Source organism: Paenibacillus massiliensis subsp. panacisoli DSM 21345, from assembly GCF_000426545.1.
Classification (GTDB): domain Bacteria; phylum Bacillota; class Bacilli; order Paenibacillales; family Paenibacillaceae; genus Paenibacillus; species Paenibacillus panacisoli.
Genome location: NZ_KE384537.1, coordinates 15,085 through 30,922, shown reverse-complemented (window position 1 = coordinate 30,922; position 15,838 = coordinate 15,085). Strand labels below are relative to the sequence as shown.

12 protein-coding genes and 1 pseudogene are annotated in these 15,838 nt (G+C 46.1%); 6 read left to right on the top strand and 7 right to left on the bottom strand.

Features of this window, described 5'->3' with window-relative positions:
* Positions 1–558 (top strand): annotated as a pseudogene (locus K331_RS30780) (hypothetical protein); the annotation flags it as partial.
* A 179-nt stretch (positions 559–737) separates the two neighbouring features.
* On the opposite strand, the gene K331_RS0128225 reads toward K331_RS30780, so the two are convergent.
* Positions 738–1,211, bottom strand: coding sequence for a tautomerase family protein (locus K331_RS0128225; protein WP_018887380.1), 474 nt, complete (start codon positions 1,209–1,211; stop codon positions 738–740).
* Positions 1,212–1,435: 224 nt separating this feature from the next.
* Here K331_RS0128225 and K331_RS0128220 point away from each other — a divergent pair, with 224 nt between their 5' ends.
* Both K331_RS0128220 and K331_RS0128215 read left to right on the top strand, forming a co-directional pair.
* Entirely contained in the window at positions 1,436–1,993 is a 558-nt protein-coding gene (locus K331_RS0128220; RefSeq protein WP_028592916.1) for a PadR family transcriptional regulator, read from the top strand.
* Between the two features lie 366 nt (positions 1,994–2,359).
* The gene (locus K331_RS0128215; RefSeq protein ID WP_028592915.1) at positions 2,360–3,103 is read left to right on the top strand and encodes an IclR family transcriptional regulator; all 744 of its coding nucleotides are present in this window, start codon (positions 2,360–2,362) and stop codon (positions 3,101–3,103) included.
* Between the two features lie 511 nt (positions 3,104–3,614).
* Here K331_RS0128215 and K331_RS0128210 read toward each other — a convergent pair.
* Positions 3,615–4,082 (bottom strand): hypothetical protein, encoded by a 468-nt coding sequence (locus tag K331_RS0128210; protein WP_028592914.1) that lies wholly within the window; start codon positions 4,080–4,082, stop codon positions 3,615–3,617.
* Positions 4,083–4,178: 96 nt separating this feature from the next.
* Positions 4,179–5,531, bottom strand: a complete 1,353-nt coding sequence (locus K331_RS0128205; protein ID WP_028592913.1) for a hypothetical protein — start codon at positions 5,529–5,531, stop codon at positions 4,179–4,181.
* A 170-nt stretch (positions 5,532–5,701) separates the two neighbouring features.
* Here K331_RS0128205 and K331_RS0128200 point away from each other — a divergent pair, with 170 nt between their 5' ends.
* Positions 5,702–6,505 carry a GNAT family N-acetyltransferase gene (locus K331_RS0128200; RefSeq protein ID WP_036636120.1) on the top strand — a complete coding sequence of 268 codons (804 nt, stop codon included), beginning with the start codon at positions 5,702–5,704 and terminating at the stop codon, positions 6,503–6,505.
* A 115-nt stretch (positions 6,506–6,620) separates the two neighbouring features.
* Here K331_RS0128200 and K331_RS32410 read toward each other — a convergent pair whose 3' ends face one another.
* The 4 genes from K331_RS32410 to acnA all read right to left on the bottom strand — a co-directional run bounded on the left by K331_RS32410 (position 6,621) and on the right by acnA (position 12,022).
* Positions 6,621–6,767, bottom strand: a complete 147-nt coding sequence (locus K331_RS32410; RefSeq protein WP_018887376.1) for a hypothetical protein — start codon at positions 6,765–6,767, stop codon at positions 6,621–6,623.
* Positions 6,768–7,217: 450 nt separating this feature from the next.
* Positions 7,218–8,069, bottom strand: coding sequence for a zinc ribbon domain-containing protein (locus tag K331_RS0128190; protein ID WP_028592911.1), 852 nt, complete (start codon positions 8,067–8,069; stop codon positions 7,218–7,220).
* Between the two features lie 64 nt (positions 8,070–8,133).
* Positions 8,134–9,084 (bottom strand): helix-turn-helix transcriptional regulator, encoded by a 951-nt coding sequence (locus tag K331_RS0128185; RefSeq protein WP_028592910.1) that lies wholly within the window; start codon positions 9,082–9,084, stop codon positions 8,134–8,136.
* Between the two features lie 223 nt (positions 9,085–9,307).
* Complete coding sequence (gene acnA / locus K331_RS0128180) at positions 9,308–12,022, bottom strand: aconitate hydratase AcnA (protein ID WP_028592909.1); 2,715 nt, start codon at positions 12,020–12,022, stop codon at positions 9,308–9,310.
* A gap of 450 nt (positions 12,023–12,472) precedes the next feature.
* Between acnA and K331_RS0128175 the strand changes: the two genes are divergently transcribed.
* A complete protein-coding gene (locus tag K331_RS0128175) occupies positions 12,473–13,933 on the top strand; it encodes a glycoside hydrolase family 1 protein (protein WP_028592908.1) in 1,461 nt (486 codons plus the stop codon).
* A gap of 205 nt (positions 13,934–14,138) precedes the next feature.
* Complete coding sequence (locus K331_RS0128170; protein ID WP_028592907.1) at positions 14,139–15,827, top strand: S-layer homology domain-containing protein; 1,689 nt, start codon at positions 14,139–14,141, stop codon at positions 15,825–15,827.
* The last annotated feature ends 11 nt before the right edge of the window (positions 15,828–15,838 follow it).

The following is a 15,838-nucleotide window of genomic DNA, read 5'->3' as shown; positions in this document are numbered from 1 at the left end:
ACAGGTGAAACTGGGGTAACTGGCCCAACCGGTCCGACAGGTCCAACAGGTGAAACGGGAGCCACGGGAGCAACGGGAGCAACAGGAGCCACGGGAGCAACAGGAGCAACAGGAGCCACGGGAGCAACAGGAGCAACAGGAGCCACAGGCGTCACAGGAATTCCTGATTATTTAAGCATTTTCCGCGTTGATCCAGGCACAGGTACGGATACGGTTCCTGCAAGTTCCCCGGTTATTTTCAACGGATTATTTGCTAACGTAGGTGGGTCATTTACATTTGTAGCTCCATCAGCGACAATCACGATCAATGAGGTTGGAACCTACTTGCTTAACTTAGTAATTCATAATCAGGGAAATGCAGATTTTAACATTACTGTAAATGGGACACCTATAACCGCATTTCCTTTTACCGGAAATGGCGGAGGGCCAACATCTGCTGAAGTAATTATCACCGTTGCTGCAGTTCCTGCAACTATTCAAGTGGTAAATGCTAATGCGACTCCGGCCCAATTGCATAACTTTACTAACTCAACGCTTACCATTTTAAAACTGACATAATTCCAATTAATCAACGCAGCCAATGATGCATTATTACAGTAAAGTAAACGCAACTATGTCGTTAAATCAGTAGAAGATATAAAAGCACAAAACCCACCGTTAAAGCTGAATAGCCTCGGTGGGTTTTGTTGTGGAATACAGTCTGCCCTGTAAGGCATACGTCGCTGTTCCGGAAGGTTTCAGTTCGTTATATTTTTTCGAATAGCTTGTACTTTTTCATCTGTAAAGACACCTGATCCTAACAAGTCTAAAATAGAAAGCACCCCACCACGAGAGCCCCAGCTTCCCTCATCAATGACCTGAAAGCTTACCCACCAGGCTGGAGAAGGCTCTGGAACCTCAAGAATGCTGGTAAGACTCCTGAAAGTATTATTAATTACTTCTTTACGTACATCATTCGGCCAATCCCCATCCATCACAAGGATATTGATTGTGATCACATCACGCTCAGGCTGGTCTGATAACAGCTTTCCTCCAATAGCCATATAATCTCTCGGGCGCTCTGTAAAAAGCACCTGAAATCCTTCCCTTGCAGGTGGACAAAATTGTCCAACTTCAGGAATCAACACAGCATCTGTTAAAGCTTCGGCTAGAAGGCTTCGTTGTCTCGCGGAAATTCGTCCAACAGGGGAATTAACATTAATAATTGTCACGTGTGAATACGCTCCTTAATATATCCGAAAATATAGAAATTAATATGAATCTGCCGGCAAAGTAAATATAACTCTGTCTGAAAAACGTTGTCAACACTAATTATTATAATAATATATATTTATTAAATATATAGAAAATACATAAGTGAAATATGATACGATATAAATATTGCAATGTCACGAATAGCGGTAGTAGCTCTTTAAATCTAGGAGGAACATGGAAAATGGAAAACCGACCGGCGAGAGTAAACACTAAATTTGCGGTGTTAGGCATACTTACTTTAGGACCACATACCGGTTATGATATCAAGCAGCACATGGAAGAAAGTACAAGCTACTTTTGGAATGAAAACTATGGCCAGATCTATCCCAGTTTGGCTGACCTTTTGGACACAAATGATATCGAGGTTGAGATCATTCGCCAAGATGGAAAGCCTGACAAAAAACTGTATAGCATAACTGACCAGGGGAGAAGAACATTGTCTGCTTGGCTGTCTCAACCTACAGATTATGTTGTTGATCTGAAGAAAAATGAGTTATTGCTAAGAGTGTTTTTTGGTAGTAACTCCTCACCGGAGACGAGTATTATGCATATTGAATCCTATCAGCGTAAACTTGAGGAAAGCTTGCGGGTTTTTGAGGAACTCGAAAAATGGCTATTACATCTTGAAAATAAGGATGTTAATTATAAATATTGGATGATTACGAACCAATACGGAAAGAAACATTTCATCAGTCTAATCGAATGGTGTGAAGAAAGTGTGCGGATGTTAAGAGCCTAACTCTTGGGGGGTGTAGCCTTTTTGCTACATTCCCCATTAATTTATTGGCCACTCCATGCCGCTTCGGTCCACTCAGTACATACCGGATAATTACCCCTTTCTAATTACCCCTATATTATCTAATGTTGTTTCTACTGAACGTGAAAATTGTATTAGAGCAAGAGCATTTTGAAAGTCATAATATCTGTATGTATATCAGGCGTGTGACACGCAGTCGAGAATGACTAGAAATATACTTAGAAGTCTGAAAAATAACGTGCCGTGTTCATATACGATAGCAGCAATGGTTGAAATGAGATATAATTAATGTAACCACGTTTCACAGAGTGAAACTAGTATTTGTAGATGGAAAAGAGGCGGTTTACTGTGGAAGACCGTAAATTGACTGTACGTGCCGTAGAACGGGCATTGGATATATTGTTGTGTTTTACTCAAGCGACTGATCTTGGACTGACGGAGATCGCCGCGAGAATTGGACTTCATAAGAGTACGGTACACCGACTGCTGACCACATTGGAGGATCGGGGCTTTGTGATTCGGGATGAGGCTACGGAAAAATATCGACTAGGTATAAAAGTCTGGGAGCTCTCCACGCATATGTCACAGAGTGATGAGCCAGCAGTTCTGCTGCTACCCTTGATGGAGCGGCTGCGTGATCATCTGGGAGAGACCGTGAGTCTATATCTACGGGATGGACATGAGCGGATTCGCATTCAGGCGGTGCAGAGCACGCAGGGGATCCGGCGGGTGGCTCCTGTAGGCGCACGCATGCCATTATCGGTCGGAGCCTCCAGTAAGGTGCTGGTAGCATTCGCAACTGAGGAGGAGCGTCAGAGCTTTCGACAGGAGGCAGAGTGGGGAGCGTTGTTGGATGATGAGAGCTATCTGCAGCAGCTAGTGGAAGTTCGAAGCATCGGTTTTGCTACTAGTATTGAGGAACGTGAGCCAGGAGCGGCTGCTGTGGCAGCACCGATTCTGAATCGCAAAGGACAGCTTGCTGCAGCTCTGTCCGTATCCGGACCGGTGAGCCGACTGTCAGCCGAGACGCTCCACGAATTTGCACCGATCATTATGGATGCTGCCAAAGAAATGAGTATGCTGCTCCCGTAAAAGAGGTGTCAGGCTTTGGAGCCTAGCGGAGCTATAAGAGAGCGCTTTAATAACTCATTAGTAGCAAGTGTGGAAGTAAAGGGGCGCCAGCTATGCATCGCAGAAGAATTGAGGAAACGATAAGTGGAAGTGAATCTGAGTAGGGAAAAGGCCCTTCAATTACACTAATGAACTGTGACGCGTAAGATTGAAAGGCCTTTTCACACTAAATACAATTTATCTATTTTAGAGAGACTGCTTAAATAAATTGATTTAACAATTAGCTTTCAAGCCAGTTAACAGTGTCTCTAATAACTGGCCGATATAAATCAGATCCTACATATATGTCTGCCCGAGCATATAGATTAATTCCTGTGATAAAAGTTCTTGAAGAAACACTAGCGGCCTCTGTTGGAATGTTGGTATACCATGTGTTCTCAAAGGGCTCCGAAGTCCAGTCTACAACATCATCTCCAAAGCTGATTGATGGAGGTGCTGAAAGAATTAACGTAGTACCTTTAAAGGTACTACGTTAATTCACAACGATTTTATCGGCGTTCCCTCTTCCTTGCCATGTAGCCTTTATTTTTCCTTTTTTTACTCCCATTACATTCGCAGTAGCTGGGTAAAGATATGCCCAGTCACTAAAACCTCTGGTTGACCAAGATAGATCTGCTTTCCGATCATATTCTTTCATATCATCTCTGTACCAATTGTAAATTTCCCCTTGAGGCGTAATAGGCGATTTTTCTTGCAATAATTTATCTGTAAATTCAGAAACAGAGGCTTTATCATTCACTTCTGTGGGAATAGTGTAAGATAAGTTGCCGTTAGCATCCTCCCAAGTTTCTAGTATAAATTGTTCTCCATTTAACTCGTAAGTTTTATTCTCTATTAATGTTAAATCTGAGTTGCTTTTAGCATTTGCCAAATCTAGTGGAGTTAGGGCAAAAATAAGAGTGAATGATAACAAAACTAGTAATGCGTGTCTACGTACCATTTGAAATCTCCTTTTTATTGTATTTATATTAGCACTATGCAGGAATTCCTATTATAAATTTTAATTATGGAATCATGCTTAATGCCTAATATCAAATTAGATGCTATTAATTATTGATTTTTGGTTTATTTTTTTTAAATTTCGCAGTAACTTTTCTTTGTTAGGAACATCTAGTTCGAGGGCGATTAACAACTTAACCGCATTGAAGGTAGAAAGAACATCATATCCTTCCCGAGTATTATCAATGTTAAAAAGTCCATTTGGTAGTTGACGATCATATATATATTTTGAAATTTCGGTTTTGTTTAGATTTAAGGGAATATTAATTGAATGTTCTTGAAGACTATAGAGAGTGCTATAACTTTCAAGTGAAAGATCTTTGATGTTATAGAGTGAAGTTAGTTGAGATGCGATAGAATCATAGTTTAATTCTTTTTGGCCTCCCGGAGTTTCACCAATTAAATCACTAATTTGTTTCATTACCAACGTAAGGCCGCCTTTAGAAACAAAGTTTAAATTTGTTTGATTGAGTTCTATAATAGTTTTATTCAAATATTCAGAGGTCTTCTGTGTACTAACTTCTCCATTCAACACTTTGAGAGTTTCCAATGCCATCTTAGTATCGACTAGATGAGTATATAAAGTGCTATTAGAGCTATCAGAATATTTCTCTTTAGAATTTGCATAGTAGTATCCTAAATTGGAATTTAAACTCTCGACAAAATCCAGAATTTGTCGAGATTGTCCCTTATCAATCTCTGCTGACATTGTATAAAGCCAAGCATCATGAATAGAGGAGATACTGGAGAGGTCTAGATCTATTTTTAATTTTGCGTTTGTTGCACCCTCCATCAGTTCAATTGTTTTCTTAGAATAGTAGAAATCATAGAAGTCTACTTGCCCTGATGGAAATATGTTGCTAGGATAGCGATGTAGTATATTGCCATTCTTATTTAAAAAATCAATATGGAGTGACGATGAGGATTCGGTACTATATAGTGTATCCGTATTAATAATGAGGCTTTTGCTGACATCTTCAATTTTTTGAAATTGGCTACCGCGGTAGATTATTATTTGTTTTGTGTTTTGTAATAGTTGATCGTCTTGAAACATAATGATGAGATATTTAAGTCCACTTATTGCCCCTAGTATGTACACTTTATCCTCAGAGTTTGTGGGTATACTCATACTTTTACTGTAGTCTAATTTACCATTTTTGTTGGTGGCCACTATTGCGCCAACTTCATTACTGTCTGTATAAGCGATAACAGTAGAGGAACCGCGATCATTCACCAAATTTTGATACTGCAGTATATTGATCTGTTCATTATCTTTAATTAGTTCTAATTGACTCTCGTTTATTGCAGTATATTTTTCATATGACTGAGTTTCATATAATATAGCAATACAAATAATTACAATCCCAAGAATTATAGAAGTATACTTCAAGTGAATCACCCTTTTACTTTTATGTAATAATTTAGTTTATATAACTATGTATTACAATAAGACATTTTGTATTTTATGTAAATAATTTTATTTTTAGATAATTCATTGATGAAAGAAATGATTTAGCGGAGACCATTAAAAGGACCTGCTATTACCAAAGGAGTGTACCCATGATAAGGCTAGAGCCAGCTCAATATGATCGCATTTTAGGGCCATTAGGCACCCTTAAGATGAACACTTTGTTTGCCGAGTCCGTGTTACTTCAGGATGTGGATGGCACGGTGTATGTGGATCGGGTTGAGGACCCGCAAGTATTTTACATTGCCCATGGCTATGGAATGTCATTGCTGTGGGGTGATATGCATCAGCCGGAATTTAATGAAGCTTTGCGGAAGTATTGGCTTGAGAGTGAAGAGCGCCAGCAGAGAGAGTGGCTTCAGGTCTACCCGGATGGCTGGAATGATCACATTCGAGCGTTAATCAAGGCTGGGAAAGGGAATATTGAGGAGCACACGCGAGTGAATTTTAGGTTCGATGCAACACGATACCGTGAGCTGCGTATAACGGAGCCAAGACCTGGCCTCGTACCTGTTCCGACGGATAAGAAACTGTTCGAGCAGGCTCAAGGAGCAGTCGTTCCACGTTATTTTTGGAGAGATGCAGAGCAGTTTGTGTCCAAGGGCATTGGCTTCAGTCTGATATTGGATGGACAAGCTGCGGCTACAGCCTTTGCAGCTTTTAATATTCGTGGGCGCCTGGAGATTGGCATTGAGACCGTGGAGGCATATCGTGGGCAGGGGCTAGCTCGTATTGTATGTACGGCATTAATTGATTATTGTCTTGCTCATGGTCTGGAGCCGGTATGGGCATGCAGACTCGGCAATCAGGGATCCTATCATCTGGCCCAACAGCTGGGCTTTGTCCCAACACTACAACTTCCGTATTATCAGTTCAGGAATGGACCCCTCCACTGATCAGATTGAGATGAGAGGGTTAGCTCTGTTGCTGTATCTACACGGATTTAAGTCACTGTTGTGATGGCACATATCATTATACTCCGTAAGCGTGGTCAGTGGCAGAAGCGACCCGTTATCTTGCCATTTTTTCATTCAGAATTTGCTGGAAGCTGAGCTTCTTGTCACTATCGTCCTTCTTGGAGTTCTGTACAGGATTCGTTCTTGGATATTGATGGTTATAAGGAATGAGCGTATGTAAGGTAATGTTCATGATCTGCATGCGTTCTCCTCCCAGATTCGTAATAGTAATCAAGATAGTAGATGACTATGCCAGTTATCTGCATTTTATGTAGGTTCGATTGAGTAGGTTACTTTGATATAGATAGATTACTTCAGCAGGGTATCGTGCACAGGTCCCAGATGACTCACTGTACTGATACATTCTCACTTCGTTAGGGTGTCCCCTGTTTTACCCATAATTAAATAAAGGAAAACCCTTTTCGGGGAAAAGGGTAAAATGGTCTTAATCATCTTGTGGTGGACTCGGGAAGGTTGTATGAATATAGGTGGAATTGACTAGTAATCAAAGAGGTCTATAGGCCTTTGGAAAAGAAGCGCTTTCTAGGACCTAGGGGAAGCGCCCTTCACATGAAGTAAGGCACATCATTTGCGGTCTATAAGCTGTATGTAGCTTGCAGAAAGTGCTGTGTGTACAGGCCGGGGCTGGGAGCTATTCAGCAGGATCGTCTTCGCTGCGCTGGATCGCAACATAAATGTCAGCCTCTACGTGCGGGTCCGAGCCACTTCCATCGTAAAGCTCAAAATCTCCTGTGTATGTCCGACGGATTCCGTGCTGTGCAGCTACTTCGGTCCAAGCCCAGATGTGCTGCCAGGTATCGAAAACGACTTGTGCGAGGGGCCCATTCGCAGTACGAAACACAGCATAGTCAGCTGACGGCAATGAGGTAGAGACTAGTCCCTGCGGTAGTATTGGTACGTCTGCTGGAGCCATGCTAGTGCCGAGCAGTAAGGTATAAGCACCGTCTACCCCGTCTTCATAGTCTGTGTAACAGCCGTAGATCGGTTGACCTGAAATATATCCCGGGATCTGTCCCGGAATGTTCTCCTGCGTGAATTGACCCCATAAGCGAGGAATGAGTCCCTCATGGCCCGCATTGTCTGTCTCTGCGCTGTTGGAGGTGCGTGCTGCGATTCCTCCCAAGACAAAGCTCTCAAGCTTCACGAACCATGGTGCACGCGGCGAAGGCATGATACCAAAGGTTGGTAGTGTGTCAACAATTATACCGAGTGCTGGGGAAGACCCCTTGGGGCCGGACCATCTCTTAAGTGTAGGCAAAAATTCAAGCAGCATCGCATGGGCGTTCTCAGTGGTCCATCCGTCCTCCACCAAGTAGGGTAAAGAACCTTCAATCATGCTGTGAAGCGTAGCGTTTGGCTCGGTGAAGCTACCGTCTGTATAGCAGTATTTGCAGTAGTCTATGGAGGTGCTGCCATTCAGCTCGCTTCCTCTCAGGTCTTGGTCGTCTATCGGCATACCGCAGCTTTGACAATGGATATTCATATGTAATTCCTCCTGTATTCATTATTCATGAATAGTGTAGAGGTTGAAATATGACAGCTTTCTGTCAGGTTACTGGTGGAAGGCTATACTTTTTTTGCATGTCCAGCACCATCTCATGAACTCGCTGCCGAATGGCAGGAGGCTCCAGTACCTCAGCGACTGCTCCGATACTTAGTATGAAGCTGTAAAGCCAGTCATTTTCGGGCATGGATACGTACACCCGGGTGTAGCCAGCAGCGTCCTGTTGTTGTTGCTCCAGAGGGAACCATTCCTCGGCGAGATGTACTCCGTTAGGATGGAAGCGGAGAACGATGTCCACCTGCTGCTCTGGCTTGCCCCAATCCTGCTGCCAAGGCAGCTCCTCCACAGCGAGCGGTCGACGGATGAAGGTGTCTGGTCCCTGCCGAACGTCCTTCATACGTGACAGCTTGAACAAACGGAATTCGCAGCGAAGGTGGCAGTAGCCATATACGTACCATTGGTTTTTCTTTAGTACAAGGGTGTGAGGCTCCAAGGTTCGCATAGTGGACTGTCCGTCAGCATTCCTGTAGCTAAAATGGAGCATGTGGCTGTCGGCAATGGTTGCTCGGATTTGTCCCAGCATTTCAGGTAGTTCCCGGTGTCCACCCCAGTCCGATAAATCTACGACCAGTTGCTCGGTCTGAATGCGAAATTGCTCGGTTTTGGAGGGAGGGATGATCTGGGTGATTTTGTCTAGCAGCAGCATTTGCTCTTGATTTGGCATGGATGTACTGAGGCCACGAATAGCTGTCGTGATCGCAGCTAGATCCTGATCGGTGAGCAGGGTATGATCCAGACGGTAACCCTCCACTAGTCCGATCCCGCCGTTCATGCCCTGATAGGTCACGACAGGCACTCCGGCCTGACTTAGCGTATCGATGTCCCTGTAAATAGTACGCAGGGAGACTTCAAAGCGATCTGCCAGCTGCCGGGCGGGCATTCTCCGGTGCTTCAGTAATAGCATGACAATGGCCAGCAGCCGATCAATTTTCATAGTATGGATGACCTCCTGAGTGTCATTTGTGTATTTTATAGATTATTCAAGTATTGAAGTGTTGAAGTATCCCTGGCCGGTGGCTCTTGTGACATTGAGCTAAGCTTGTTCTATACAGTATAAATCATTGACAAAGAAAAGCAGCAGTTCATCCCAACATCGGAATGAGCTGCTGCTGTCTTTGTATCAGTATCAGGGGCTATCCATAATTCTGATTATAGATTTAGTTGTTCTTGATCATCTGGCGCAGTACCGTCTGCAGGATACCACCGTTACGATAGTAATCGATGTCTACCGTGCTGTCCAGACGAGCCGTGACAGGGAATTCGAACTTGGTACCATCCTCACGCTTCGCTACAACAGTGAGTGCCTGACCAGGCTTCACTTCGTTGTCGATGCCCAGGATGTCGAACGTCTCTGTACCATTAATGCCAAGGCTGGACCAGCCATAGCCTTCCTGGAATTGGAGTGGCAGTACACCCATACCTACGAGGTTACTGCGGTGAATCCGCTCGAAGCTCTCCGCGATGACTGCTTTGACGCCCAGCAGGAAGGTACCCTTCGCTGCCCAGTCACGGGAGCTTCCTGTACCGTATTCTTTACCTGCAATAACGACCAGATTCTGTCCGCCGTCCTGATACTTCATAGAAGCATCGTAGATGGACATGACTTCATCCGTAGGGAGATACTTGGTTACGCCGCCTTCGGTTCCTGGAGCAACGTTGTTGCGGATCCGGATATTCGCGAAGGTACCACGCATCATCACTTCATGGTTACCACGACGGGAGCCGTAGGAATTGAAGTCCTTGCGCTCGACGCCATTATCAGTCAGGTATTTGCCACCTGGGCTGTTCACGGCGATATTACCAGCTGGAGAGATATGGTCAGTCGTTACAGAATCACCGAGCAGGGCGAGTACGCGTGCATTACGAATCTCTGCAATGTCCTGAACGCCATCCTGCAGTTTCTCGAAGAACGGTGGGTTTTGGATATAAGTGGACTTCTCATCCCACTCGTACAGCTCGCCTTCTGGTACATCGATTGCGTTCCACTTCTCGTTGGCCGTGAACACATTCTCGTATTTGCTGCGGAACATTTCCGGACTAAGGGACAGGCTGATCGCTTCCTTGATCTCCTCGGAAGTCGGCCAGATATCCTTCAGATAGACAGGCTGTTGTTCCTGATCATAGCCGATCGGATCATTCTGCAGATCGACATTGACATTGCCAGCCAAGGCGTAAGCCACGACGAGCGGAGGTGAAGCGAGATAATTCGCTTTGACCTGGGCGTGAACGCGACCTTCGAAGTTCCGGTTACCGGACAATACGGCAGCTACAGTCATGTCATTATCAGCAATTGCCTGACTCACTTCATCTGGCAATGGACCGGAGTTACCGATACAAGTCGCGCAGCCATAGCCAGCTACGTGGAAGCCAAGTGCTTCAAGCGGCTCGATGAGTCCTGCTTTTTGCAGGTACTCGGTTACGACCAGGGAGCCTGGAGTCAAGCTGCTCTTCACATAGCCTGGCTTCACCAGACCGCGTGCTACCGCCTTCTTCGCAAGCAGACCTGCACCCAGCATAACGCTTGGGTTGGAGGTATTGGTGCAGCTAGTGATCGCGGCGATAACTACCGCACCAGTAGCCAGTTCGCTCTTGGAGCCATCTGGATGAGCTACAGCAACCTTTTGTGCAATCTTCTCATCGCTCAGGCCGTATCCGCCCTTGTCTACAGGGGTACGGATAATGCTTTCGAAGTTCTCTTTCATATGTGCAAGCTCAATGCGGTCTTGCGGACGCTTCGGTCCAGCAAGGCTCGGCACTACCGACGCGAGATCCAGCTCAATGGTATCCGTGAATACTGGATCAGTAGTGTCAGCTGTACGGAACATGCCTTGTGCTTTGTAATATTGTTCTACCAGTGCTACCTGCTCTTCGGAGCGGCCTGTGCTGCGCAGATAAGCGAGCGTCTCGGCATCTACCGGGAAGAAGCCAATCGTAGCACCATACTCTGGAGCCATGTTCGCTACGGTTGCGCGGTCAGCAAGACTGATATTAGCGAGACCTGGGCCGTAGTATTCAACGAATTTACCTACTACACCCTTCTTGCGAAGCATCTCAGTAACGGTCAGCGCAAGGTCTGTTGCTGTTGCACCCTCGGAGAGGCTACCTGTAAGCTTGAAGCCAATAACGTCAGGAGTTACGAAATATAGCGGCTGGCCCAGCATACCTGCTTCAGCCTCGATTCCACCTACGCCCCAGCCTACGACACCAAGACCATTAATCATGGTGGTGTGGGAATCTGTCCCTACCAGAGAGTCAGGGAATACAACAGTCTCGCCATCGATTGTCTTCGTGGCTGCGACAGAAGCCAGATACTCCAGGTTCACCTGATGCACGATTCCGGTTGAAGGGGGTACAGCACGGAAATTGTTGAATGCTGTCTGAGCCCAACGCAGGAAGCGATAACGCTCCTCATTTCGTTCAAATTCTACATTAATATTGTAATCCAGCGCGTCCTTGCTACCGAAGGCATCAACCATGACGGAGTGGTCAATAACGAGATCGACCGGTACGAGTGGATTGATCTGCTTCGGATCACCGCCAGCTTTCTTCACGGTGTCACGCATAGCCGCAAGATCGACTACGACAGGTACGCCTGTGAAGTCCTGTAATACGATACGTGCAGGAATGAAGGGAATTTCTTTGTTCGCATCACGATCAGCTGCCCAATTCGTCAATTGCTTGACATGATCCTGGGTAATCGCACGTCCGTCGAACTGACGAAGCGCCGCTTCCAGCAATACCTTGATTGAGAATGGGAGCTGAGCTACGCCCGCTTCTCCTTGCTCTTCAAGTGCCTTAAGACTGTAGTAGCGGTAAGATTGTCCGTTAACCTCTAGGTTACGGGCAATAGAGAACTGGTCTTGTCCTGGCATGAATGAACCTCCTCATGAAGTTGTTTCATCAGATGAAACATAATTTCAAAAATCACCATGACTTAAGTATACCGTTTTCATAGCTGTTCGTAAAGGCCTTTTAGCCTTGGTTCGACTGCCTAAAGACACCATAAGGCGTAGCCAAATTGCTTTTGCCGAGAGCCTATGCTACGCTATATTTAGTTCCAGAACCAGCCAGTACTATTACGAATGCATCATCATTGAAATGAATGTGTTTCATCTACTATAATTTCATCGAAAGAGGATTGTAACTGGTAATCAGGCAAAACCTAAATCGATGGTAGAAGTGATTCCCTTGACCAGGGAGTTGTTTGTACCTTGGATTTAGGTTTTTCTTGTTTTTCGGGCATAGTTGACAAGTAGTTACGCAACACATTTTGCCGGGAATCCTGAAAAGCCCATATTAATGTAGAAAAGAGGTCGTTATCAATGAGTGCAGCAAAACAAGGATTTCCCGAAAATTTCCTGTGGGGAGGCGCTACTGCGGCTAACCAACTGGAAGGTGGATTTGATGCTGACGGTAAAGGCTTGTCCACCGCAGACATGATCGCACTGGTACCCAAGGACCAGCGTAGAAGCGTTCATGCTATGGAGATGACTACCGAGCGTATTCAGCAAATTCTGAACGGTGAAGTCGAGGCTCGTTTCCCTAAGCGTGACGGTATTGATTTCTACCATCGCTACAAGGAAGATATTGCGCTGTTCGCTGAAATGGGCTTCAAAGTATTCCGGATGTCCATTCACTGGGCACGTATTTTCCCTAACGGCTACGATGCGGAGCCGAACGAAGCGGGGCTGCAATTCTATGACAACGTCTTTGATGAGCTGCTGAAGCACGGAATCGAGCCGCTCGTAACGCTGTCTCATTATGAGACACCGCTTGGTCTGACCTTGAAGTACAATGGATGGGCTAGCCGTGAGGTTGTAGATCATTATGCGAGATATGCAGAGACTGTATTCAAGCGTTACAAGGACAAAGTAAAATATTGGCTAACATTTAACGAGATCAATATCATGCTCATCAGCCCGTATACGGGTGGCGGCGTATTGACAGATCAAGTGGATAACAAGCTGCAGACGTCCTACCAGGCACTGCACCATCAATTTGTAGCAAGTGCAAAAGCAACCAAGCTGGCGCATGAGATTATTCCAGGCTCCCAAGTGGGCTGTATGCTGGCTCGCATGGAGACCTATCCATTCAGCTGTAACCCTGCCGATGTACGCATGGCACAATGGGAGAATCAGGTGAACATGTTCTTCACGGATGTTCATGCACGCGGTAAATATCCGAATTACATGGAGCGTTATTTTGCTGAGAATAACATTGTAATCGAACGTGAGCCAGGCGATGATGAGCTGCTGCTGAACAATACCGTGGATTTCATTTCATTCAGCTACTACATGACGATCACTCGCTCCTCCAATCCGGATGACGAGGTTGGTGAAGGTAACCTTATTGGAGGCGTCCGCAATCCGCATCTGGAAGCATCCGATTGGGGCTGGGAGATTGACCCGATTGGTCTGCGTGTGACGCTGAACAACTTCTACGACCGTTATCAAAAGCCGTTGTTCATTGTGGAAAATGGTCTGGGTGCCTACGACCGCGTCGAAGAAGACGGCTCCATTCATGATACGTACCGCATTGATTACCTGCGCAAGCATATCGAACAGATGAAGGAAGCCATCAAGGATGGCGTTGAATTGATGGGTTATACGAGCTGGGGACCAATTGACCTGGTGAGCATGTCGACGTCCGAGATGTCCAAGCGTTATGGCTTCATCTATGTTGATCTGGATGATGAGGGCAAGGGAACATGGAACCGTTCGAAAAAGGATTCCTTTGACTGGTACAAGCGTGTTATTGCCTCCAATGGTGAGGATTTGGCGTAAAGATAGTCATTGACAGCGCTACCAACACTGCGTTATGGTGAGTTTACAACGATAGGATTGTAACCGCACAGACGGGCAAAACCTGACATATGGTTTCTGAAGCACATCGCATGTCTTGAGAGATGCAGATGCGCATGAGGGCGACCATTTGTAGGTTTTGACCGTCTTTTTGTGCTGTATGATCCTGAGAGGGAGGCTACAAGCAATGAATTTGGTAAGAAAAAGCTTGACCGGACTGTTGGCAGCAGTCATTGGAACCGCAGGGCTAATCGTACCTGCAGCTGCGGAAGAGGCGCCGTCTGTTCAACAAATTACAGGCCAGGCGTATGTCGGGGATGCTGGAACGATGGTGGAGTCCTTCGATATCAAAGTAGCGGATGTTGATCGCTATGCTGATCTACAGGCTGAGGATTTTGAAATTACAGGCAATTATGACGGTTATCCTGTGAATGAGCAGGGGGAGATTGTACAGGACAATTATGAGGATGATGGTCTTGAAATCGCTGTCAGTGAGGAGGGCATCCATCTTACCTTCAAGCCATTCCGTTATCCCGGGGGCACAGTATCCGCGTTCGCTGTAACCAATACGAAGTTCCCGGAGCTATCCTTCAATGCAGACAAGGTGGATAGCGTATCCATTCGTACTGTAGATGAGTTCGAGCCTGGAACTTTCACAGCAAGCAATGGGGAGACGCTGCCGTATCGACTGAAGCTGAGTGAATCCACAGGACCACAACCGCTAGTTGTATGGCTGCACGGAGGAGGAGAGGTCGGTACGGATAACATCAAGCAGCTGACCGAGAATCGTGGCGCCACGACTTGGACCGAATCTGGCAAGGATACCTCTGTGCTCGCGGTGCATTACCCGAAGAATTATGATTGGGCAATCTATAGCAATGCAGAGCAGCTGAAGAAGATGCAGGATTACTTCGTCCTGCAATATGAGTTGATTCAGAAGCTCGTTGCTGAAGGGAAGGTAGACCCGGATCGTATCTATCTGGCGGGGGTGTCCAGCGGTGGCGGTGGTGCTTTCCGTTTCATGATGCAATATCCTGATCTGTTCGCAGGTGCCATCGTAGTGGCGGCTAAGGATGCTGTTGCAGACTATAAGGGGCCGGTGGATGCCTTCAAGCAGGAGTTGAAAGGTCTGGTGGACATGCCGCTCTGGATCGTCCATGCGGAGAATGATCCGATTACGGACAGCCGTACTAGTAAGCTTGCTTATCAGGCACTGATTGAGCTGGGTTCAACGAAGGTGAAGGAAACGCTCTACACTGATGAATTTATGGACAGTCAGCGTTTCTACGGTGCCATGAAGCACTGGTCCTGGGCTCCTGTCTTCAATGATCAGAATATGATCAATTGGCTGTTCTCACAGAAGAGAGATTCCAGTGGGACACCTTCAACAGAGACTACTTCAGAAGAAGTTGCAGAGCAACCAGCAGCAAGTGGGCCAATCACGAGATCAGAGCTTGCAGGACTGCTGACGACAGAGCTGAATCTGCCAGTAGCAGCTTCTGTATATGGACTATATGAGGATGTTCAGGGTACCGAACGCACTCAGGAGATAGAAGCCGTGACCCGGGCGGGCTTAATGCGTGGTATAGGTCAAGGCAAATTCGCTCCGGATGCCGCAGTGACACGCGCTCAATTGGTAGTCATTGTAGGTCAATGGCTGAAGTCCAACGGCGTGGAGACAGCAGAGTCTCCCGGCTCCATGACAGGATATTCGGATGTAGCGGAGAAGCATTGGGCCTATCAGGATGCGGTGATTGTTAGCCGCTTGGGAATTATGCCTGCGAATGGCGCTGGCCAGCTGAAGCCTGCACAGGTGGTGACAGTAGCAGAAGCAGCACAGGTTCTGAAGTCTTTGCAGCAGTATGAAGTGAAATAATCACGTGGATC